The sequence below is a fragment of the Microlunatus sp. GCM10028923 genome, assembly GCF_042666975.1.
Classification (GTDB): Bacteria; Actinomycetota; Actinomycetes; order Propionibacteriales; family Propionibacteriaceae; genus Microlunatus.
Map to the genome: position 1 here is coordinate 211469 of NZ_JBHTFF010000014.1, position 21219 is coordinate 232687.

Genomic DNA, 21219 nt, shown 5'->3' on the forward strand with positions numbered 1-21219 from the left:
GATCTGGTGAAGGGGCTGATTTCGTGACCTGGCTGATTCAACGGCACCGCTTCCTTCCGTTGCGATGACTTCGATCAACCCGGCGCTGCCGGCGGCGCTGCGTGTCATGGACGGGATCAACAGCCGTGACCTCTCCTGCCTCGACGAGGCCGTCACCGACGATTTCGTCGATCATGGATCGCCGTTCCCGATCCCGCCGGGACCGGCCGGCTACCGGCAGATCCTGACCTTCGTGACCACCGTCCTCGAACTCCGGTACGAGATCGAGGACGTGATCGAATCGCCCGACCGGGTGGTGATCCGGGCCACCGGCATCGGCATCGGCGTCGACGCCGTGCACGGTCCGGGCGCGGCCGGGCAGACGTACCGGATGGAGACGGCGCACATCTTCCGCACCGAGGGCGACCGGCTGGCCGAGCACTGGGGCATCCGGGACGAGTACGGGGCCCGGATCCAGCTCGGCACCGCGGTCCCGCCGGACCCGGCCTCCTTCACCTGATCCTGGCCTGCAACGCGTACTGTCGTCACCACAACGCACGTTGCAGCAGGAGGTAGGCATGGCCGGCAGGACGACCAGGAAGCGACCGGCGGGCGGCCTGGCCGACAAGCGCCGCGCCATCCTCGACGGCGCCCTGACGATCTTCGCCCGGGACGGCTACACCCGGGCCAGCATCGACTCCATCGCGGCCAGGGCCGGGGTCTCGACCCGGACGATCTACAACCATTTCCAGGACAAGGCCGACCTGTTCCAGGCCGTGATCAAGGAGAGCGCGAGCCGGGTCGCCGACGCCCAGATCGCGATCGTGGAGAGTTACCTGCGCAAGGTGACCGACCTGGAAGCGGATCTGATCGAGTTCGGCCTGGCCTGGGTCACCCCGATGCCCGACTATGCCGATCACTCGGCACTGGTCCGGCAGATCAACGCCGAGTCCGGCCACATCCCGCGGCGGGCGATCAAGGCCTGGCAGGAGGCCGGGCCGCGCCGGGTGCTGGACGCGCTGGCCGACCGGCTGGCCCGGCTCGCCGAGCAGGGCCTGCTCGAGGTGGACGACCCGCAGCGGGCCGCGCACCACTTCGCCGTCCTGATCACGGTGCCGAATCCTTCCTTGCAGGCCAGGACGTTGAGCGACTCCGACCGTGGTGAGGCGGTCGCCGCCGGGGTGCGCGCCTTCCTCTACGGCTACCGCGGCTGAACCGGTCAGATCGAGTTCGGCAGCACCGTGCTCACGGTCTCGCCGGCCGGCGCGGCCTCGTCGAGCCGATGCACCGTCCGGCGCGGGACGAACTCGCGATCATCGGATCCGTCGAACGGCAGTGACTCCAGGTTCCAGCTCCAGGAGACGGTCGGCGTGATCCGCAGGTAGGTCCCGGGGCCGAACATCCCTTCGTGCTCGACGAAGTCGCCGGTCCCGTACACCCGGAGGAAGCGCGGCGTCCAGGGCGTGATCGCGACCACGTCGTCCCAGAGCAGGACGACCTTCTCCTGGCCGCCGGCGACGTTGCGGAACTTCCGGGTCTGTTGTGGTTCGTGCCCGCCGCCGACGTAGAAGTAGCGGCCGTCGAACTCGACCCCGATCGGCACGGCGTCGGGCTGCCCGTCGCCGTCGACCGTTCCGATCCGGCCGACCGGTTGTGAGCGCAGGTACTCGATCTCTGCGGTGGAGAATGACATGCCGTCAGAGTACAACGCTCGTTGTAAAAGAAAAACCGATCGTTGTACGTCAGTCGGCGGCCAGCGCGGCCACGCCGTCGGCGAAGCCGATTCCGGCGGTGAAGCCGAGCACGGCCCGGGCCCGGGCCGGGGAAGCGACGATGTGCCGTGCGTCCGTGGCACGCCCGCCGCCGACGATGACCGGGGCCGGTCCGGCCAGCGTGGTCGCGAGGACCTCGGCCAGCTCCGCGACCGTGTGCGGTTCGCCCGAGGCGATGTTCAGCGGCAGGATCTCGTGACCGGGCTCGGCGGCCAGGCGTTCGAGGGCGAGCTGGTTGGCCCGGGCGACGTCGTGGACGTGGACGAAGTCGCGCCGCTGCCGTCCGTCCTCGTACACGCGCGGCGGGGTTCCGGCGGCCAGCGCGGACCGGAAGATCGACGCGACCCCGGCGTACGGGGTGTCCCGCGGCATCCGCGGTCCGTACACGTTGTGATAGCGCAGCGCGGTGACGGCGGCGTCGGTCTCGCGGGCCCAGGACGCGGCCAGCAGTTCCTGCCCGTGCTTCGTTACTGCGTACGTGTTCTGCGGGTCGGCCGGTGCGTCCTCGTCGATCGGGACATCGACCAGGTCCGCTGAGCAGTGCGGGCAGCGCGGCTCGTACCGGCCGGCGGCCAGGTCCGCCGGGCGCCGGGGCAACGGCCGGACCGCTCCGTCGGCGGGACAGCGGAAGCCGCCCGGGCCGTACACCACCATGGAGGACGCGAGCACCAGCCGCCTGACGCCGGCCCGCGCCATCCCGGCCAGCAGGGTCGCCGTGCCGAGCAGGTTGTGCGTCGTGTAGTCGGGCAGGTCCGCGACGTCCACGCCGACGCCGACCATCGCGGCCTGGTGACACACGGCGTCGACGCCGGTCAGGGCCCGGTCCAGGACGTCGGGGTCCCGGACATCGCCGATGATCAACTCCGGGTTGGACCAGTCCGGCAGGCTCGCCGCCGGATGCGCCTTCGGCAGCAGCAGGTCCAGGCCGACCGCGTCGTGACCGGACGTGCGGAGCCGGTCCATGATCGTCGAACCGATGAAGCCGGCGGCCCCGGTGACCAGGATGCGCATCAGGATTCCTTCCGGATCAGGCCCCAGAGGGCGACGCCGGCCCAGATCACGGCCAGGGCGATCAGGGTGCCGAGCAGGTACGGACGGTCCAGCAGGGACGGGTTGTCGGCGCGGCGGCCGAGACCGGCCACGAACGGCGCCGCGATCACCAGCAGGGCGCCGCTGATGATCAGCCCGATGATCAACGGTGCCCGCCAGCGCCGTCCGGTCCGGGCCGCGACCAGGGCACCCAGCAGGCCGATCACCGGGACCAGCAGCAGGTCGAAGATCACCGGCGGCAGCCCGAACCAGAGCGCCGCGGCGAACACGTCCGGCCAGCGCCGCAGGGTGGTCAGGGCCAGGAACAGGCCGTACCCGATGGCGACGGCGCCGCCGAGACCGATGATCAACCGGACCACGAGGGTGGCCGAGACCGACTTCATCGCACGACCTCGATCCGGGTCAGCCACTTGGTCTGCAGCGCGCCGGGGCGGTTGGGCGCGATCAACCGGGCCGGATAGCCATGATCACGATCGAGCACCTGCCCGTTCAGGGACAGTGCGACTAGGGTGTCCGGGTGCAGGGCCAGCGGCCGGGCCACCACGCTGCGGCCGTACGGGCCGGCGTCGAACGACAGCAGGCGCACCTCGCTGAAGTCGTGATCATCGGTCAGGGCGATCAGGTCGGCCAGCCGTACCCCGGTCCAGGTCGCCAGCTGGGACCAGCCCTCGACGCAGGCGATCGGCAGGTCGACGGTCCGTTGCGGCAGGGCCGTCAGGTCGGGCAGGCCGAGCTCGACGGTCCGGGCTCCGGCGATGGTCAGCCGGAAGCCGTCGCCGACCTGTTCCGGCGTGATGCCGGCGGCCGCGGCGGTGCGGTTCACCGGGAGACCCTGCGGGCCGTTGCCGGACCGCTGGGCCAGGAACGAGACACCCCGCAGCGCCGGGATCTTGTCGCCCAGCGTCGCGATCGCGATCACCGCCCCGGCCAGCGCGGTGCCGGTCAGCAGTTGCCGGCGGGACACGGTCGTGCCGGTCGGCGTCACTGTACGAGCCTGACGGCGCAGCGCGGTGATCATGGTCGGCAGCTTCACCGCAAGGTGCAGGGCGACCGAGCCGATCAGCAGCCAGGCCATGAAGTAGTGCACCTCGGGGAAGTAGAACGGCCACAGGTACGCCTCGGCGACGTTGAGCAGCCCGGTCAGCACCTCGAAGAACGCGCTGCCGACCAGCAGCAGGATGGTGCCGCGCTCCACCACGGCGATCAGCGTCGCACGCGAGACCGAGATCGGGATCCGGTGCCAGAACTTCGGCGCGACCGACCACAGTTTCACCGCCAGCAACGGAATCGAGATCATTCCGGTCGTCACGTGCACGCCCTGGGTGACCCGATACAGCCAGGACGGCCCGGTCGGCCAGGCGAACCAACCCGGCGGATGCTGGATCAGGTGGCTGATCAACCCGGTGATCATGCAGACGGTGAAGGCAATGCCGAGGGCGATCCCGATCAGGCTGGTCAGGGTGGGTGACCGGAGCGGGGACCGGAAGTCCTCCTCGCTCGGCGGTCGGAGGTTCTTGATCATCACCACGGTTGCACCGCCCTCAGCTCGGCCTGCCAACGTTCGCCCGCCGTCCAGTGATCGACCAGCCGCAGCCCGCACCACTCCGCGAGTACGGCGAGCGCAGGCTGATCGACCCAGCACCACGGGAACCAGCCGCTGACCCGGCCGACCGCGGACAGCCGGACCCTGCGGCGGACGTAGCCGGTGCCGGGTTCGGCCAGATCGAGCAGGACCCGGCCGGACGGCGCGAGCAGCGAACGGCAGCGGGCGAGCAGCCGGACCGCGTCGCCGCCGATCCCGATGTTGCCGTCGGCCAGCAGAATCGTCTGCCACCGGCCTTCCGCGGGCAACGGCGCGAACAGGTCGCGCCGCAGGGCGACCACGCCGCGCCCGACCGCGGCCCGGACGGCGCCGGCGGACAGGTCCACGCCGAGCACCGGCGTCCCGGTGGCCTGCAGGGCCTGGGTCAGCCGCCCCGGGCCGCAGCCGAGGTCGAGGGTCGGTCCGGCACAGCGGTCGAGCAGCACCCGGTCGGCATCGTCGGCCGCACCCGTCCAGGTCGCCACCGGAAGCCCCCGTTCCTCACCGGATTCGGTGATCATGGTCGTCGGCCGGCCGTCCAGCGCCGCCGCGTAGAGCCGGAGCGGGCTGAGCCGGCGGTCCGTCCGGACCGGTGAGGTGATCATCGGGCCGCCGGTCCGGTCAGGGTGCCGACCAGGTCGGCGAACCTCGATCCCGGTGCCGCGGCCGCGACGGCCGCCGCGTCGTCGATCGTGTCGACGTCGCGCAGCGCGGGCAGCAGCCCGATCCGCAGGCCACCGGCCCGCAACGCCGCCAGGGTGTCCGAACCGGTGTCCCGGGTCGACATCCGGACCTGGCCGACCGGAGCGACCTGCTCGGCGTGCCGCAGGCCGAGTCCCCACCAGCCGCCGTCGACCGCCGGCCCGAGGACGGCGTCCGGGCCGTCCCCGCCCTGCAGTTCCCGGATCGCGTCCATGATCAGTTCGGAGGTCAGTTGCGGGGTGTCCATGCCGACCTGGAAGATCGGGCCGGGCCCGGAATCCAGGTGCGCGTTGACGATCCGTTCGGCCAGCCCGACGCCGCGCTGGGCGATCACGGTGAACCCGGCCAGCGCGCTCCTGATCATGGTCGCACCGAGCGCCTGGTCGAGGTCGCCGCTCAGCGCGAGCACCCGGCGGACACCGGGCGTCGCTCCGGCGGCGGTCAGCGTGTCGGTCAGCGCGGCGGCGGCGACGGCGGCGGCCTCATGCTGGGTCAGTGGCGGGCAGAGCCGGGTCTTCACCCGGCCCGGCTCGGGTGCCTTCGCCATGATCAACACCGTCGCGGTCACCGGGCGACCCCATCCCGCCGGGCGGCAGCGGCTCCGCCGTGGGCGACGACCGGCCGTGCTTCGGCGCGGGCCACCCGCAGCATGTCGGTGGCGACGGCGACCGTGCCGCGCAGCGTGCCGGTGATCTTGGACCGGCTGCCGTCCGGCCGGGATCGATAACTGACGTCCCGTTCGACCACCCGCCAGCCGGCCCGGCCGGCCCGAAGCAGCGTCTGCAGTGGATAGCCGTACCGCCCGTCGGTGATCGCCAGCCCGAGCAGCGGCCGGCGCCAGGCCACCCGGACCGGCGCCAGGTCGTGCAGCCGGACCCGGCCGCCCAGGCTGAGCAGCGCGGCCAGGACGGCGTTCGCGATCCGGGAGTGCAGCGGCCAGGATCCCCGGTCGACCGGCCGGCGCCGGCCGCAGACCAACTCGGCGGGATCGTCCAGCAGGACCGCCACCAGGGCGGGCAGCTCGACCGGGTCGATGGTGGCGTCGCAGTCCATGATCACCACCAGGTCCGCCGTCGCCGCGGCCAGTCCGGCCTGCACGGCGGCTCCGTAGCCGCGCCGCGCTTCGTGAACCACCAGCGCCCCGAGCTCGGCGGCGATCAGGTCGCTGCCGTCGCTGGAGCCGTTGTCCACCACGATCGCCCGGTACCGCCGCGGCAGCCGGTCCATGATCCAGGGCAGCGCGGCGGCCTCGTCCAGGCAGGGGAGGATGACGTCGACCCGGTGTTCCATGCCTCGAACCTAGGAAGCGCGGCCCTTACGGATCGAGGGTCAGGTTCTTACCGATCTCTTTCGGGTACGGCCGCGCGGTGTCGCCGGGCGGTCCCGGCCCCTAGGGTCGAACCGTGATCAAGTCGGACGGGATCGCGGTCGGCGCGGCGTGCTCCTTGATCATCGCCGCGGCCGGCGTCGGCGCCTGGTTGCTGGCCACCGGCGTCCGGATCGAGGTCTACGCCCCACCCCTGTTCGGCTGGCTCTCGCCGCGGGTCGGGCCGGGAACCCCGGCGGTGATCGGGTTGGCGATCATCGCCGTCCTGCTGGCCCAGCGGTTCGCCGCCGTCCAGTCCTGGCGTCGGGTCATGATCATCGGCTACCTGACCGCGATCGCCTGGACCGTGTCGCTGGCCATGATCGACGGCTGGTCCGGCGGCCTCGGCTCCCGGCTGACCAACGGGCACGAGTATCTGCACGAACTGGGCCGGATCACCTCGCTCGGCGAATTCCTGGCCACCTTCAGTGATCACATTCTTGACTTCCAGCCGGGCAGCTGGACCACGCACGTCGCCGGTCATCCGCCCGGCGTGACGGGGCTGTTCTGGCTGTTCCAGCAGGCCGGGCTGGGCGGCGGGGACTGGGCGGCGGTGATCATCGTCGTGGTGGGCTGCCTGGCCGCGGTCGCGGTCCCGGCGACGGTACGCGCGCTCGGCGCCCCGGAGGCGGCCCGCCGGATCATCCCGTTCACGGTCCTCCTGCCGGGGGCGCTCTGGGTCGGCGTCTCGGCCGACGGGCTGTTCGCCGGCGTCGCGGCGGCCGGGCTGGCGCTCGTCGTCGTCGGCGTGCGCAGCCGCTGGCCCGGGTGGCCTGTCCCGGTGTTCGCGGGCGGGCTGCTGCTCGGCCTGGTGCCGTACCTCTCCTACGGACTGATCTTGTACGGGCTCGTCGTCGCTGCGGCGGCCGGGCTGACCCTCCGGCTGGACGGCCGGCGGGTGCTCGGCCGCTGGCTGGTGGCGACCGGGGCGGTGGCCCTGGTCGCGATCGCCTTCACGGCGGCCGGCTTCGCCTGGTGGGAAGGGCTGTCGCTGGTGCACACCCGCTACTACCAGGGCGTCGCCACCGACCGGCCGTACGCCTATTTCGTGTGGGCCAACCTGGCCGCGTTCCTGATCATGGTCGGACCGATCATGGCGGCGGCCGTCGTCCGCGCGGTGCGGGCGCTGCCCGGGATCGGTGGGCGTAGCAGGGTGGCGCCGGAGCAGCTGGTGCCGGCCGTGCTCGGGCTGGCGGGCTTCGCCACCGTGCTGCTGGCCGACCTGTCCGGCCTGTCGAAGGCGGAGACGGAACGGATCTGGCTGCCGTTCGGCTACGTCGTCGCGATCGCCGCTGCCCTGCTGCCGGCGGTCTCGGCGCGGGCCGGGCTCGCGTTCTCCGTCCTGCTGACCGTGGTCGTCGCACACCTGGTCTGGACTCCGTGGTGAACCGGAACGGGCGGCTGAGCGCCATGGAGCAGACTGTCCTCATGCAGCGGGTACTGGTGGTCGACGACGACGAGACGGTACGCGACGTCGTCCGCCGCTATCTGTCCCGGGAGGGCTACCAGGTGCTCGAGGCGGGGACAGGGCCGGACGCGCTGGCGATCTTCCACGCCGAGCGGCCGGACCTGGTCGTGCTGGACCTGATGCTGCCCGGCACCGACGGTCTGGAGCTGTGCCGGTTGATGCGGGCCGAGGCTCCGGTCGGCGTGATCATGCTGACCGCGCTCGGCCTCGAGTCGGACCGGGTGGTCGGCCTCGAGCAGGGCGCCGACGACTACGTGGTGAAGCCGTTCAGCCCGCGGGAGCTGACCCTGCGGGTGGGCCGGTTGCTGGAACGGCTCGGCCCGCCGGCCCCGCGGAGCGAGCCGGAACCGCGGCTGACCGACGGGGATCTGATCATCGACACCCAGGCCCGGACTGCCCACCGTGGCGACACCCCGCTCGGGCTGACCGGCCGCGAGTTCGACCTGCTGGTGTTCCTGGTCGGGCACGCCGGCAGGGCGTTCACCCGGAAGGAGCTGCTGGAGCGAGTCTGGGACTGGTCGTTCGGGGACGACTCGACGGTCACCGTGCACGTCCGCCGGCTGCGCGAGAAGATCGAGGACGACCCGTCCCAGCCGCGCCGGCTGGTCACGGTCTGGGGCCGCGGCTACCGCTACGACCGGGAGGCGTGATGGACGACCTGCTGCACATCCTGCCCTGGGCGGCGCTGGCCTGCGTCCTGACCACCATGATCGAACTCGTGGTGCTCCGGCTGGTCCGGGACCGACCGGCCGAGGTCATGATCACCGTCCTGGTGGTGGTGCCGATCCTGGCCGTGTTGATCTTCGTCGTGATGATCAGCGGCTTCATGTTCACGCCCCAGCTTGGCTGGACCGCGATCACCTGCGGCCTGATCGCGATCGCCGTGATCCCGACCGCCGTGGTGCTCGGCCGACGGATCACCCGTCGCGGCATCCAGGCCGAGGCAGCCCGGGCCGCCGAACGCCAGGTCGACGCCTCCCGGCGGGAACTGGTCGCCTGGGTCAGCCACGACCTGCGGACCCCGCTCTCCGGGATCCGGGCGATGAGCGAGGCACTGCAGGACGGCGTCGTCACCGACCCGGCCGAGGTCGCCGGCTACGCGGGCCGGATCTCGACGGAGACCGACCGGCTGTCCCGGATGGTCGACGACCTGTTCGAGCTGTCCAAGATCACCGCCGGCGCCCTGCAGCTGACCTATCGGCCGGTGCCGCTGGAGGACGCCGTCTCCCAGGCCGTCGATGCCGTCAGCGTCACCGCGGTCCGGCGCGGCGTCACCCTCGCGGTCGATCCGCCGGGCAACTGGCCGACCGTGTCCGGTTCCGGTCCCGAACTGGACCGGGTGCTGCGCAACCTGTTGATCAACGCCGTCCGGCACACCCCCGACGGGGACTCGGTGATGATCATCGCCCGGGTCGACGGCGGCACCGCCCGGCTGACGATCCAGGACGGGTGCGGCGGCATCCCCGAAGCCGAGCTGCCGCGGGTGTTCGAGGTCGGCTTCCGCGGCGGCAGTGCGCGCACGCCGGGCATCGACGATCCGCAGACCGGCGCCGGCCTCGGCCTGGCCATCGTCCGCGGCCTCGTCGAACTGCATCGCGGCACCGTCACCGTACGCAATCATGGCCCGGGCTGCCGGTTCGAGGTGTCCCTGCCCTTGATCAACTGACGTGCCCTGAGCCTGTCGAAGGGCAGGGCCCGATCTGGCTTGGCACCCTTCGACAGGCTCAGGACATGCTTCGACAGGCTCAGTGCGCGTTCGGCCCTGGCCACCTAGGCTGTTGCCGATGGAGATCGCTGCTCTGCTGGACGCACTCGACTCGGCCGGCCATCGGCTGGCCGAGGCGGCGGACCGTCGCGGCCTGACCGCGGAGGCCCCGCACTGCCCCGGTTGGCGGGTGCGCGACGTGGTGGCGCACACCGGCGGGGTGCACCATTGGGCCGCGTCCTTCGTGATCACCGGCCGGACCGAGTCGTACACCGAAGCTGAGGAGGCGGAGTTCCTCTCCGCGCCGGAGACCGGGCTGACCGACTGGTACCGGGCGATGCATGCCCGGCTGGTGGAGTCCCTGCGGGCGGCGGATCCGGCGCTCGACTGCTGGAGCTTCCTGCCCGCGCCGTCGCCGATCGCCTTTTGGGCCAGACGGCAGGCCCACGAGGCGACGATCCACAGCCTCGACGCAGGGGCGGCAGCCGACTTCGCGCCGGAGTTCGCGGTCGACGGCATCAACGAGTTGCTGACCGGGTTCTTCAGCCGGCGTCGCCGGCGGCACGCCGACGACCCGCCGCTGTCGGTCGGCCTGCGCACGACCGACACCGATGATCACTGGACGGTACGGGTGCAGGCCGGGGTGGCCGAGTTGATCACCGACGGGGCCAGCCAGGTGACGGTCGCCGGGACGGCGGCCGACCTCTATCGGCTGTTGTGGAACCGGCTCGATCCCGATGATCTTGAACTCACGGGCGACCGGTCCGTTCTTGATCAGTGGCGGGCCCGGATGCGGATCACCTGGGCCTGACGGACGCAGGTCGAACGTCAGGCGGCGCGGGCGTCGTCGCGGGTCCGGCGGGCGACCTTCGCCCACGCGTCGAGCAGTCGGTCGGTCGAGCCGCCGACCGGCCCGACCGCGTCATAGAGCACGTCCTCGTCCGGCAGCTTCGCCGCACTGATCGCCGGCACGGCCTCGGCCGGATCGTCGATCGTGGCCGAGCAGACGTCGAGCAGGTAGTCCGGCACGGTCAGCGCCGGGTCGACGCAGCCGACCACCGGGACCCCGGCTGCAGTGATCAACGGGAACACGGTGCCCGGGATCCCGATCGCGGCCTCGGCGCGGGCCGACGCCTGCAGGGACGGGACCGAGCTGACCTCGTACCGGCTCCACAGCTTCGGGTCCTCCCGCGGATGCAGCCCGACCAGGATGTGCCGGCCGTCGGCCTGCAGGCGCTCCGCGGCATCGAGCAGCAGCTGGGTGCCCGGAGCCGCGCCGCCGGTCTGGTCGGGATAGGTGACGCTGGTCAGCACCAGCACGGTGCCCGGCTCCGGAGCGCGTACCGGAAGGGTGTCGGTCTGCGGCGAGCCGACCACGCTGATCCGCCGATGGCTGCCGAGGTAGGTCGCGAAGGCCCGCCCCTCGGCCGGCGACGACGACGTGATCGACTTCAGCCGCCGCCGGAACGACTCGGCGTGCGGCGCCTCGACCGGATTGAGGTACGCCAGCGAACTGGCAGCCAGCGGCAGCCGGGGCAGCGTCGCCGCGCACTCGGCCGGCCAGTCGGCGGCGCCGGTGATCACCAGCAGGTCCGCTTCCGGCGCGTCGTCCGGCGTCGCCACCGGCACCGGGTCGGCCGGATCGACGGACGCGAGGTCCGGCACCAGCTGGGTGATCGCCCAGCCGCGCCGCTCGGCCGCGGCCAGCAGGGGCTTGACGTGATACGTCCCCCACGGCTCGTTGGTGGCGATCAACACCCGGGCCCGCGGCGTCGACCGCGCCCAGGCCGGTGCCGCTCCCAGGGAAAGGGTCGCGGCGCCACCCACGGCACCGGCCAGCAGGGCGCGACGAGACAGTCCCCGAACCTGTTCCATGATCGGGACGCTAGCTCCGCGACCTGAACGACGGGTGAACGCGATCAGGGCTCCAGGTCGGCGAGCTTGCCGAGCAGCACCGAACGCTCGCGCTCGTTGCCGCACAGTTCGACGGCGCGCTGCAACTCGGTCCGGGCCTCGGCGGTCCGGCCCAGCCGCCGGAACAGCTCGCCGCGCACGGTGGGCAGCAGGTGCGAACCGGCCAGCGCCTTGTCGTCGGCCAGCCGGTCGACCAGCGGGAGGGCCGCGGCCGGCCCGTCGGCCATCGACACTGCGACGGCGCGGTTCAGGTCGACGATCGGGGACCGGGTGAGCCGCCCCAGGGCCGCGTACAACATCACGATCCGGGGCCAGTCCGTGGCATCCACCGACGGCGCGACGGCATGGCACTCGGCGATCGCCGCCTGCAGCCCGTACGCACCGAGACCGCGGCCGGACGCCGTGGCCTGCGCCAGCGCGGCCCGTCCACGCTGGATCGCCGGACGGTCCCACCGGCGCCGATCTTGATCTTCGAGCAGCACCGGCTCGCCGTCCGGCCCGGTCCGGGCCGGGAACCGGGCCGCCGTCAGTTCGAGCAACGCCAGCAGCCCGTACGCCTCCGGCTGGTCCGGCATCAACCGGGTCAGCACCCGGGCCAGCCGGGCCGCCTCGCCGGCAAGATCGAAGCGGATCAACTCCGCTCCGGAGCTCGCCGTCGATCCCTCGGTGAAGATCAGATAGATCACGTTGAGCACCGAACCGAGCCGTTCGTCGCGCTGCTCGGCCAGCGGCACCTCGAACGGCACCTGGGCCGCGGCGAGGGACTTCTTGGCCCGCGTGATCCGGGCCTGCACGGTCGCCGTCGGCACCAGGAACGCCTTCGCGATCTCGTCGCTGGTGAGACCGCCGACGACCCGCAGGGTCAGCGCGACCCGGGCCTCCCTGGCCAGCACCGGGTGGCAGGAGATGAAGATCAACGAGAGCACGTCGTCGTCGATCCGGTCCGGATCCCACAGCTCGGCGTCGTGCTCGGGATCGGTGGCGCCACCCGACGTGGCACCTCCCTCACCAAGATCACGGGCCATGGCCGCATACCTCTCGTCGAGCGCCGAACGACGGCGGAAACCGTCGATCGCGCGGCGCCGGCCGACCGTCAGCAGCCAGCCGGCGGGATTGTTCGGTACGCCCTCCCGCGGCCAGGTCACCAGGGCCTCGGCGAGCGCCTCCTGGGCGAGGTCCTCGGCCAGCACGAAATCGCCGGTGTAGCGCGCGAGCGCACCGACGATCCGTGCCGACTCGATCCGCCAGACGGCGGCGACCGCCTCCCGGCCGGTCGGATCACCCATCTCGTGTCCCGACCTGGCAGCCGGGGCGGGCGAGGTTCAACGTCAGAGCTGCCCGGTCGCTTCGCGCCAGGCCCGCTCCTTGGCGATCCACGGGTTGTCCTGCGGGAACTCGTCGATCGTGGTCACCCGACGGATCTCGGTCTTGAAACCGGCCCCGGCCCCGGGCACTCGCTTCGCCCACTCGACCGCTTCCTCCTTGGACGCGACGTTGAGGAGGTAGAAGCCGCCGAACAGCTCCTTGGTCTCGCCGTACGGGCCGTCGGTCACCACCGGCGGCTCGGAGCCATGATCGACGACGACGCCCTCGCTGGCATCGTCCAGCCCCTCCGCGGCGAGCAGCACCCCGGCCCGGATCAGCTCGTCGTTGAACTTGCCCATCGTGTCCATGATCTCGGTGAAATCGACGTTGGCCATGTTCGCGTACGCCTCGTCGGTGGCCCGCATGATCAGCATGTACTTCACGGTTCTTCTCCTGTTGTTCCGGGTCCCTCGCGGACCCTCTCACCCCCAGGTCGAACGGAGTAGGCCCGGGATCGACATCCTGCCCGAACTTTTTTCGGGAGTGTCGGATTATGCCCAGGTAACCTAAGAAGGAGCCTTCTCTGCGGGAGCCGACATGATCGACGTAGACAGTCAGCTGATCCTCATTCGGTCCAAGAAGACTGGTCAGCCCACCGACAAGACTGCAGAGATCGAGTCATGTCATGAGCACGGGTCCAAGGTGCTCATCAAGTACATCAATGGATCAGAAACCTATGGATACCCACGGGAACGTGCTTGGGTCCTGCGCGATCCGGAACGGGTCCGGCTCGGCGGGACGGGACCGCGGATCGAGGTCAAGGGCGACGTCTGGGAGAACGCGATCGAGGCACTGCGGTTCAGCCGTGGGACCGAAGTCTGGTGGAAGATCCGCTACAAGACGTCCGATGGGGAGCGGCAGACTGTGCGGTGCGGCGGGAGCGTGCGGCTGCTGCCGAACTGCCTCGCGACACCAGACACTGCTGCGGTGCTGGGCTACTGGCGCAGCATCGGCGCGCGGCTCGACGACGCGAGCCGATCGATCCGGACCTTCTACCAGCGGCTGGAGCACCTGTCACCGGACTCCCTGCTCGGCAGGTATCTCCAGTCGCAGCCGCTTCCGGCACCGGTGATGCCGAACCGACCGCTGATCTTTCCGTTCCGGTCGAACCTCAGCCAGCGCGAGGCCGTCCGCAACGCACTCGGTTCCCCGGTGTCGGTCATCTTCGGACCTCCCGGTACAGGCAAGACCCAGACGATCCTCAACCTCGTCGCCAATCTGGTTGTCCAGGGCGAGACCACGGTCGCAATCGTCTCCTCCAACAATGCAGCGGTCGAGAATGTCGCCAGCAAGCTGGCCATGGCAGGGTTCGGATACATCGCGGCGCCGCTCGGACGGTCTGAGAAGGTGGACCGGTTCTTTGCCGGGCAGCCGGCCCGGAACGCGCAGGTCGACGCCTTACGGCATGGCGACGAGCCCGAGTCTGTTCTGGCCGCCGACCTGGACGCACTGAACTCCAAAATCCACGACCTCCAGGAGGCGGAGCGTCGGGCCGGCCGGATCAGGCAAGAGCTTGCTGCCTATCGACTGGAACAACAGCACTTCGAGCGAGCCTTCGATCGACGTGAGCTTCCGGAGCTTGGCAAGGTGCCCTTGTTAACGCGGTCTGCGGAGACGATCTTGGCCTATCTAGCCGAGGTCGACGTGGACCTGGGTTATCGGGGGCCGGTGGCACGATTCATCGGTCGCATCAGACGCTATTTTCGGTACGGTCCCACGGGTGGTCTCGATGTTTCGGACGTCGGCGCAGTGTTGCGGTTGCAACGGATCTACTACGAGAAGCGCGTGGGTGAACTGCGGGAAGATCTGGCGCGAACCGAGCAGCAACTGAGCGCTGGCACTTACGACCGGTTGATCCAAGATCAGCAACGAACGTCCGAGCTGGTCCTGCGGCGCGCTCTCTGGCAGCGCTATCAGGGTGGGACGACTCGTTACGACAAGGGATCCTATCGGAGGAACTTCGCGGAGTTCAGTGCTGACTTTCCGGTCATCCTGAGCACCTGTGACTCACTGGGCAACAACCTGGGCGGCAATACTGTCGACTACTTGATCATCGATGAGGCTTCCCAGGTCAACCTGCTCCAGTCTGGCGCCGCGATGGCATGCGCCAAGAATCTGGTAGTCGTGGGTGACTTGAACCAGCTTCCACACATTCCCGGCGTGCCGGAACTGGAGCAAGCGCCAGCGTCCGACTACGACTATTTCCGACACAGCATCCTTTCCTCGCTGGTCGCAATGTACGGGGATTCCCTACCGAAAGTTGAACTCATCGAGCACTATCGATGTGCTCCTGATATCATCGAGTTCTGCAATCAGAAATTCTACGACGGTCGACTGATTCCCTACACTGGCCGTCGTCGTACTGAGAGTCCCTTGGTGATCTGGACCACTCCGCCGGGATTCCACATGCGCACCTATCGGAGCGGTGGGCGCTTCAATCAGCGGGAAATCGAGGTCATCCGTGAGGAAGTCATTCCGCAGGTCTGTGGTGATCTTCCTGTTGGCGAGGTTGGCATCACGACGCCCTACCGGCGGCAGGCCGACAAGCTTGGTGAGACCTTTGGTGACTTCATAGAATCTGACACAGTGCACAAGTACCAGGGTCGCGAGAAGTTGGCCATGGTCCTGACGACTGTCCTCGACGAGTCCAAGAGTGGGCATTTCGGTATCACTTTCGTGGACGACCCGAGGTTGATCAACGTCGCAGTATCCCGCGCGATCGAGCGGTTTGTCCTCGTGATTGATAACAAGCTTCTGCCGCGAAGCCGACACATTAGAGACCTTGTTGGCTATATCGAGTATCACGATCCTCATGGATCAGGGGCGCGTGAGAGCAAGGTCATATCCGTCTTCGACCTTCTCTATCGTGACTACTCTCGTCAGTTGCGGCCGCTTGCAGCGCGCCTGTCGCAGCGATCTCGGTATCGGTCAGAGAACATCATGTGGTCCGTCCTGGAAGGGATTGTTGCCGAGGATCCCTATCGTGTCTTCGCCTTCCGGGCTCAGGTGAAATTGAGAGCGCTCGTGCCCGATACCGAGCTGCTGGACGAGGACGAACTCAAGTATGTAAGGCATGCGGCAACGTCGGTCGACTTCGTGGTCTTCAATAGGATGACCAAGAAGTTGGCGTGCGCGATCGAGGTTGATGGTTTCGAGTATCACGAGAACAAGCCGGAGCAGCTGGCCCGTGATGCGAAGAAGGACGCGATCTGTGCCAAGTACGGAGTGCCGCTCCTTCGTCTGCCGACGACTGGAAGTCGTGAACCGGACCGCATCAGGAACCTGCTCGACCGCGTCCTGGCCGGCGACTCGGCGGCTGGCTAGCTCCTGAACCGGGGCCGCCGGGTTAGCGGGTCTGGGTGTCGCCAGAACTCTTCAACTCGAGCGCTGGAGGCGAATACGGGCTCTAGTGCTCGAGTTGAAGAGGTTTCGCGACACCGGTGCTCTCCCTGGTGATCAAGGTCCAGCCGGTGCGGCGGGTCGAGGGGCGGCCGTCGTAGCCGTCCAGGCGGCGTTGCACCAGGTCGAGGGCCTGGCTGGCCAGGTGGGGGAGGTCGGGGGCGATCGTGGTCAGGGTCGGGGTGCTGTAGCGGCCGTCCTCGATGTCGTCGAAGCCGGCCACGGCGATGTCCTCGGGGACCCGGATGCCCCGGCTGAGCAGGGTACGCAGGGCGCCGAGGGCGAGCAGGTCGTTGTAGCCGAAGACCGCGTCGGGTGGCCGCTTGGAGTCCAGCAGTCGCTCCATCGCGGCGGCGCCGTCGGGACGTTGGAAGCTGCGGATGGTGCCGACCAGCGCCGGATCGAAGCCGATCCCGGCGGCGCTCAGGGCGCGCCGGTAGCCACGGGTCCGGTGCAGGGCGGTCCGGCCCGCCGGTCGGGCGGGTTGCCCGATGGCCGCGATCCTGGTCCGGCCCTGCTCCAGCAGGTGCCGGGTGACCGCCTCGGCGGCGGCCGCGTCGTCCATGATCACGCGGTCGAAGCCGAGGCCGGTCGGCTTCTCGCCGAGCAGCACGACCGGAGTGTCGCCGGGCTGGCGGCGCAGTTCGGCGTCGTCCAGCGCGAGCGGGCTGAAGATGATCGCGTCGAACAGGGAGGCGCGTTCCGGCCGGCTGACCAGATCGCGTTCCCTGGAAGGGTTTCCGGCGGTCCGCTCGATCAGTACGGTGAAGCCGCGGCGCTCGGCCTCGTCGACCACGGCACCGGCGAGATCATGGAAGTACTGCACGTCGAGCGGCAGCACCAGGGCGAGCAGTCCGGACCGGCCGCGCTGCAGGCCGCGGGCCAGCAGATTGGGCCGGTAGCCGAGCTCGTCGACCGCGGCCTGGACCCGGGCCCGGGTCTCGTCGGCGACCCAGGCGAAGTCGTTGATCACGTTCGAGACCGTACGGACGGAGACGCCCGCCCGCCGCGCCACGTCACGCTGAGTCACCATCGTTGCACCCGCCTTCCCGCACCTCTCGTTTCGAGATCCTGCCGCACGACCTTGCCACGCGGCAAGGTTCGTGTCAGATTGGTGCTTGCCACGTGGCACAGAACGCAGGGAACGAGGAGCACTGAGATGGGCGACCTGACCCGACGACGGGTCCTGCAAGCGGCGGCGCTGACCGCGGCCGGGGCACTGACCGCAGGCTGCAGCACCGGAGGCGCTCCGGGTGGTGGCGCCTCGGCAGCTGCCGGCCGACTGACCTGGTGGGACCACCAGAACCAGCTCGAGCCCGCGAAGCGCAAGATCTTCGAGAAGTTCGCCGCGGCCGAGGGCGGCGTCCCGGTCGACTACACGTACAACAATCCGGCCAAGCTCGGTCAGGCCCTGCAGCTGGCCAAGCAGAGCAACCAGCTGCCGGACGTCCACTCCAACGCCGGCCTCCAGGTGCCGGTGCCGCAACTGATCGCCGGCGGCTGGGTCGGTCCGCTCGAACTCAACGACGCGGCCCTGAAGCGGCTCGACGGCAAGCTGATCGAGGGCATCCACGTCTTCGACGGCAAGGTGCACTCCTTCCCGATCTTCGACTACCACGTGTACAGCAACGTCACCTGGTTCAACACGAAGTTGATCACCCAGGCCGGCCTCGACCCGGAGGCGCCGCCGCGGACCTACGACGAGTTCCGTTCGGCCGCGCGGGCGGTCCGGGATGCCTCCGGCGGCAAGGCGCAGGGCTGGATCTGGAACATCGGCATGGTCGACCGGATCGGCGAACAGGTCAACGTGCTGGCCCAGGCGGCGGGGTTCGAGGGCGGCGGGGGAGTGCTCTACCGCACCGGCGAGTACGCGTACCACTCGGAGCCGTACCTGACCGTGATCGAGTTCCTGCTCTCGCTGCAGCAAGATCAACTCCTGGTGCCCGGCTCGCAGACCCTGATCGACGACGCCGCCCGGACCCGGTGGACGGCCGGCATCGCCGGCTACTACTTCGACGGGCCCTGGTGCCCCGGCGTCGCACTGAAGAACACCCCGGAATTCGCCGAATCGCTCGGTGTCGGCCCGATCCTCACCCCGAGTCCCGGCGAGCCCGCCACCTACCGCGGCACCCAGGGCGGCGAGTACTGGATCACGCCGTCGACCAAGCTGGCCGACCAGGCGAACCTGCTGCTCAGCGACTACTTCACCACCGAGGAGTACTCGGTCGAGATCGCCAACACGATGTCCCAGCCGCCACGTGATCTTGGCGCGGTGGAGAAGTCGACCGCGCACCCCGCGTACAAGAAATTGATCACCTGGTTCGCCGACCAGGTGTTCCTGGCCCCGGAGCCGGTGGTCAAGAATCCGCAGACCAGCAAGGTCGCCGCCGAGACGAAGACGATCAAGCCCAGCCTCGGCGACATCGTCCAGGGCGCCTTCTCCGGCGACGTTCCCGACGTTCCGGCTGCCCTGAAGGAACTCAGCGACAAGTCCAACGCCGAACGCGAGCGCGCCGTCGACGCGGCGAAGAAGAAGGGTGCCGAGGTCTCGCAGGAGGACTACGCCTTCTCGAACTGGAAGCCGCGCGCGGACTACGGCAAGGACCAGTACTGATCACCTGACCTGATCACGCCCGCCCGACCGGCGAAGGAGCCGATCATGAAGCGACCGCCTGCCGTCCTGATCATCATCGTGGGTCTGATCATCGGTATCGCCGCGGGCGCGACGCCCGTGGCCGTCGCCGAGCCGCAACCCGATGCCGCGCCGGCGGCCGCCGATTTCGAGAACCCGGTCGCGGAGTCGGCCCCGGCGAGTTTCGCCGATCCGTCGGTGATCCGGGGCCGGGACGGCTACTGGTACGCCTACACGACCAGCAAGTTGATCACCATCCAACGGTCCCGAGACCTGATCACCTGGGAACCGGCGGGCACCGTGTTCAACGAGGCCAACCGGCCGGACTGGTTCCGGGAGACGACGGGGATCTGGGCCCCGGACATCTCCTGGCTGGACGGCCGTTACGTGATCACGTTCAGCGCGATCGACGCCGCCATCGCACCGAACCCGAACCGCTCGATCGGCGTCGCCTCCGCACCGACGCCGACCGGTCCGTGGCAGGCGGATCCGGCACCGGTCATCCCGCCCGGCACCTGGCAGCCGTTCCCGGACCAGCCGGCGCGGATGCAGGGGATCATCGACAGCGAACTGTTCGCCGCCCCGGACGGCCGGCGCTATCTCTACTACGGCGGCTTCGGCGGCGGCGTGTTCGTCCAGGAGGTCGACCGACAGGTCCGGCAGCGGATCGGTGATCCGGTGCAGGTGATCAGGGAGGACGCGTTCGAGGCGCCGTTCCTGGTCCGCCGCGACGGCTGGTACTGGCTCTTCTTCTCCACCGGACACTGCTGCCTCGTGCCCAACAGTGGCTACACGGTCTCGGTCGCCCGGTCGAAGAGCCCGACCGGGCCATTCGTCGACCGGACCGGCGCGCGCACCGACGCGCCGTACCCCGGCGGTACCCCGGTGCTGACGCCCAACGGCAACGCCTGGACCGGCACCGGCCACAGCACCCAGGCCACCGACGCCGCCGGGCAGGACTGGCTGGTCTACCACGCCCTGGACCGGCACCGGTCGGCGCCGCTGGTCCGCTCGATGTACCTCGACCGGCTCGACTGGATCGACGGCTGGCCGGTCGTCCGGGCCGGACAGTTCGCCAGCGAGGGGCCGACGCCGGGCCCGATCCCGGCCGCCTTCGCCGATGCCGTGGAGGGGGTGACCGAGCCGAGCGCCGAGCTCTGGGCCGACCGGTCCGGCTGGACGGTGGGTCGGGAGGAGGCCGGCGGCTACCTGCACGCCGAACCGGCCGACGCGGGCCTGCTGCTGGCGCGCCGGCGGTTCGGGCCGGAGCCGCGGGCCCGGGCGGCTTTCCGGGTCACCGGGGATGCCGCGGCCGGCTTCGTCGTGGGCGCGCGTGGCGACGATCCCGGAGTCCGGGTACGGCTCGACGCGAAGCGGCACGCCGTGATCATCGAGGCCGAAGGGAAGCAGGCCGAGGCGGCGCTGCCGGCCGCTGTTGATCTTGGCGGCTGGCACGAGCTCGACGTACGGGTCGACGGCCGTACGGTGATCGCCGAGGTGACCGAGGCTGGGCTGCACGATCCGCTGGCCCGGGCCGAACTCGACCTCGCGAACGCCTTGCGTGGTGGGACTCTCGGCATCCTCGCCGAATCCGGTGAGGTCGACGTGGACGACGTCACGGTGGCCGACCTGGCCGCGCCGGTGACCGAACGGGTGGCCGAGCCCAAGGCCGGCGCCGAGCTCCCCGGCGCGGCCGAGGAGTTCGACGGCCCGCTCGGGAACGACTGGTCCTGGGTCCGCGATCCAGCGGCCACGGTCGGCGACGGGGCGCTGACCTTCCCGGTCCAGAGCGGTGACCTGACCGGCACCACGAACTCGGCCTCGGTCCTGCTCCGGGACGTACCGGCCGGCGACTGGATCGTCGAGACGAAGCTGTCCCTCGACCTCCATGATCAACTCGACCCGCGGTTCCCGCAGGCCGGACTGGTGATCTACCGCGGCGACGACGACTTCCTCCGGCTCGCGGTCCGCGGCCACGCCCGGACGGCGCTGACCGAGTTCGGCAAGGAGTCCGTACCGGTAGCCACCCCGACGTTCGGCAGTGTGCTCAATCTCGGCGCCGCGGCCCCGACGACCTGGCTCCCGCTGGCCCGGCGGATCGATCCCGGCACCGGCGAGGAGCTCTACCGGGCCGGCGTCAGCCGCGACGGCGACACCTGGACCTGGGGCCTGACCTACCCGATGCCGGCCGGCATCGCGCCCCGGCTCGGCCTGATCGCCCACGGTGGCGACAACGCGCAACCGGCCACCTTCGACTACCTACGTTGGTACGCCGCCGGCTGACC

20 protein-coding genes are annotated in these 21219 nt (G+C 70.0%); 9 read left to right on the top strand and 11 right to left on the bottom strand.

Features of this window, described 5'->3' with window-relative positions; translation table 11 throughout:
- Positions 1-64: 64 nt before the first annotated feature.
- A complete protein-coding gene (locus ACFQU4_RS29020; RefSeq protein WP_377498826.1) occupies positions 65-499 on the top strand; it encodes an ester cyclase in 435 nt (144 codons plus the stop codon).
- Positions 500-557: 58 nt separating this feature from the next.
- Positions 558-1193 carry a TetR/AcrR family transcriptional regulator gene (locus tag ACFQU4_RS29025; RefSeq protein WP_377498828.1) on the top strand — a complete coding sequence of 212 codons (636 nt, stop codon included), beginning with the start codon at positions 558-560 and terminating at the stop codon, positions 1191-1193.
- Positions 1194-1198: 5 nt separating this feature from the next.
- Here ACFQU4_RS29025 and ACFQU4_RS29030 read toward each other — a convergent pair whose 3' ends face one another.
- The 7 genes from ACFQU4_RS29030 to ACFQU4_RS29060 are packed head-to-tail and all read right to left on the bottom strand — an operon-like array spanning position 1199 to position 6375.
- Positions 1199-1672 carry a PPOX class F420-dependent oxidoreductase gene (locus ACFQU4_RS29030; protein WP_377498830.1) on the bottom strand — a complete coding sequence of 158 codons (474 nt, stop codon included), beginning with the start codon at positions 1670-1672 and terminating at the stop codon, positions 1199-1201.
- Between the two features lie 49 nt (positions 1673-1721).
- Positions 1722-2762, bottom strand: a complete 1041-nt coding sequence (locus ACFQU4_RS29035) for an NAD-dependent epimerase/dehydratase family protein (protein WP_377498832.1) — start codon at positions 2760-2762, stop codon at positions 1722-1724.
- Positions 2762-3184: a hypothetical protein gene (locus ACFQU4_RS29040; protein WP_377498834.1), complete on the bottom strand. Its 423-nt coding sequence runs from the start codon at positions 3182-3184 to the stop codon at positions 2762-2764. The genes ACFQU4_RS29035 and ACFQU4_RS29040 overlap by 1 nt, the downstream gene beginning before the upstream one ends.
- Entirely contained in the window at positions 3181-4323 is a 1143-nt protein-coding gene (locus ACFQU4_RS29045) for a molybdopterin-dependent oxidoreductase (RefSeq protein WP_377498836.1), read from the bottom strand. Before ACFQU4_RS29045 ends, ACFQU4_RS29040 begins: the two co-directional genes overlap by 4 nt.
- The gene (locus tag ACFQU4_RS29050) at positions 4323-4988 is read right to left on the bottom strand and encodes a methyltransferase domain-containing protein (RefSeq protein WP_377498838.1); all 666 of its coding nucleotides are present in this window, start codon (positions 4986-4988) and stop codon (positions 4323-4325) included. Before ACFQU4_RS29050 ends, ACFQU4_RS29045 begins: the two co-directional genes overlap by 1 nt.
- On the bottom strand, positions 4985-5653 hold the full coding sequence (locus ACFQU4_RS29055; protein WP_377498840.1) for a DUF2064 domain-containing protein: 669 nt from the start codon (positions 5651-5653) through the stop codon (positions 4985-4987). Before ACFQU4_RS29055 ends, ACFQU4_RS29050 begins: the two co-directional genes overlap by 4 nt.
- Positions 5650-6375, bottom strand: a complete 726-nt coding sequence (locus tag ACFQU4_RS29060; protein WP_377498842.1) for a glycosyltransferase family 2 protein — start codon at positions 6373-6375, stop codon at positions 5650-5652. The genes ACFQU4_RS29055 and ACFQU4_RS29060 overlap by 4 nt, the downstream gene beginning before the upstream one ends.
- 113 nt (positions 6376-6488) lie before the next feature.
- On the opposite strand from ACFQU4_RS29060, the gene ACFQU4_RS29065 reads away from it, so the two are divergent.
- The 4 genes from ACFQU4_RS29065 (at position 6489) to ACFQU4_RS29080 (ending at position 10435) form a co-directional block, all read left to right on the top strand.
- Positions 6489-7838, top strand: coding sequence for a hypothetical protein (locus ACFQU4_RS29065; protein ID WP_377498844.1), 1350 nt, complete (start codon positions 6489-6491; stop codon positions 7836-7838).
- 41 nt (positions 7839-7879) lie between these two features.
- A complete protein-coding gene (locus ACFQU4_RS29070) occupies positions 7880-8569 on the top strand; it encodes a response regulator transcription factor (RefSeq protein ID WP_377498846.1) in 690 nt (229 codons plus the stop codon).
- Positions 8569-9585, top strand: a complete 1017-nt coding sequence (locus tag ACFQU4_RS29075) for a sensor histidine kinase (RefSeq protein WP_377498848.1) — start codon at positions 8569-8571, stop codon at positions 9583-9585. The genes ACFQU4_RS29070 and ACFQU4_RS29075 overlap by 1 nt, the downstream gene beginning before the upstream one ends.
- Before the next feature lie 118 nt (positions 9586-9703).
- Positions 9704-10435 carry a maleylpyruvate isomerase family mycothiol-dependent enzyme gene (locus ACFQU4_RS29080; RefSeq protein ID WP_377498850.1) on the top strand — a complete coding sequence of 244 codons (732 nt, stop codon included), beginning with the start codon at positions 9704-9706 and terminating at the stop codon, positions 10433-10435.
- Between the two features lie 17 nt (positions 10436-10452).
- On the opposite strand, the gene ACFQU4_RS29085 is transcribed toward ACFQU4_RS29080, so the two are convergent.
- The 3 genes from ACFQU4_RS29085 to ACFQU4_RS29095 are packed head-to-tail and all read right to left on the bottom strand — an operon-like array spanning position 10453 to position 13277.
- A complete protein-coding gene (locus ACFQU4_RS29085; protein WP_377498852.1) occupies positions 10453-11499 on the bottom strand; it encodes a hypothetical protein in 1047 nt (348 codons plus the stop codon).
- A 44-nt stretch (positions 11500-11543) separates the two neighbouring features.
- Positions 11544-12824: an RNA polymerase sigma factor gene (locus ACFQU4_RS29090; RefSeq protein WP_377498854.1), complete on the bottom strand. Its 1281-nt coding sequence runs from the start codon at positions 12822-12824 to the stop codon at positions 11544-11546.
- Positions 12825-12866: 42 nt separating this feature from the next.
- Positions 12867-13277 (bottom strand): YciI family protein, encoded by a 411-nt coding sequence (locus ACFQU4_RS29095; RefSeq protein WP_377498890.1) that lies wholly within the window; start codon positions 13275-13277, stop codon positions 12867-12869.
- 163 nt (positions 13278-13440) lie between these two features.
- Here ACFQU4_RS29095 and ACFQU4_RS29100 point away from each other — a divergent pair, with 163 nt between their 5' ends.
- A complete protein-coding gene (locus ACFQU4_RS29100) occupies positions 13441-16227 on the top strand; it encodes an AAA domain-containing protein (protein WP_377498856.1) in 2787 nt (928 codons plus the stop codon).
- 82 nt (positions 16228-16309) lie between these two features.
- Here the strand turns inward: ACFQU4_RS29100 and ACFQU4_RS29105 are convergent, their stop codons facing one another.
- The gene (locus ACFQU4_RS29105) at positions 16310-17335 is read right to left on the bottom strand and encodes a LacI family DNA-binding transcriptional regulator (protein WP_377498858.1); all 1026 of its coding nucleotides are present in this window, start codon (positions 17333-17335) and stop codon (positions 16310-16312) included.
- Positions 17336-17461: 126 nt separating this feature from the next.
- On the opposite strand from ACFQU4_RS29105, the gene ACFQU4_RS29110 reads away from it, so the two are divergent.
- Both ACFQU4_RS29110 and ACFQU4_RS29115 read left to right on the top strand, forming a co-directional pair.
- On the top strand, positions 17462-18916 hold the full coding sequence (locus tag ACFQU4_RS29110; protein WP_377498860.1) for an extracellular solute-binding protein: 1455 nt from the start codon (positions 17462-17464) through the stop codon (positions 18914-18916).
- 45 nt (positions 18917-18961) lie between these two features.
- Entirely contained in the window at positions 18962-21217 is a 2256-nt protein-coding gene (locus tag ACFQU4_RS29115; RefSeq protein WP_377498862.1) for a family 43 glycosylhydrolase, read from the top strand.
- Positions 21218-21219 lie beyond the last annotated feature (2 nt).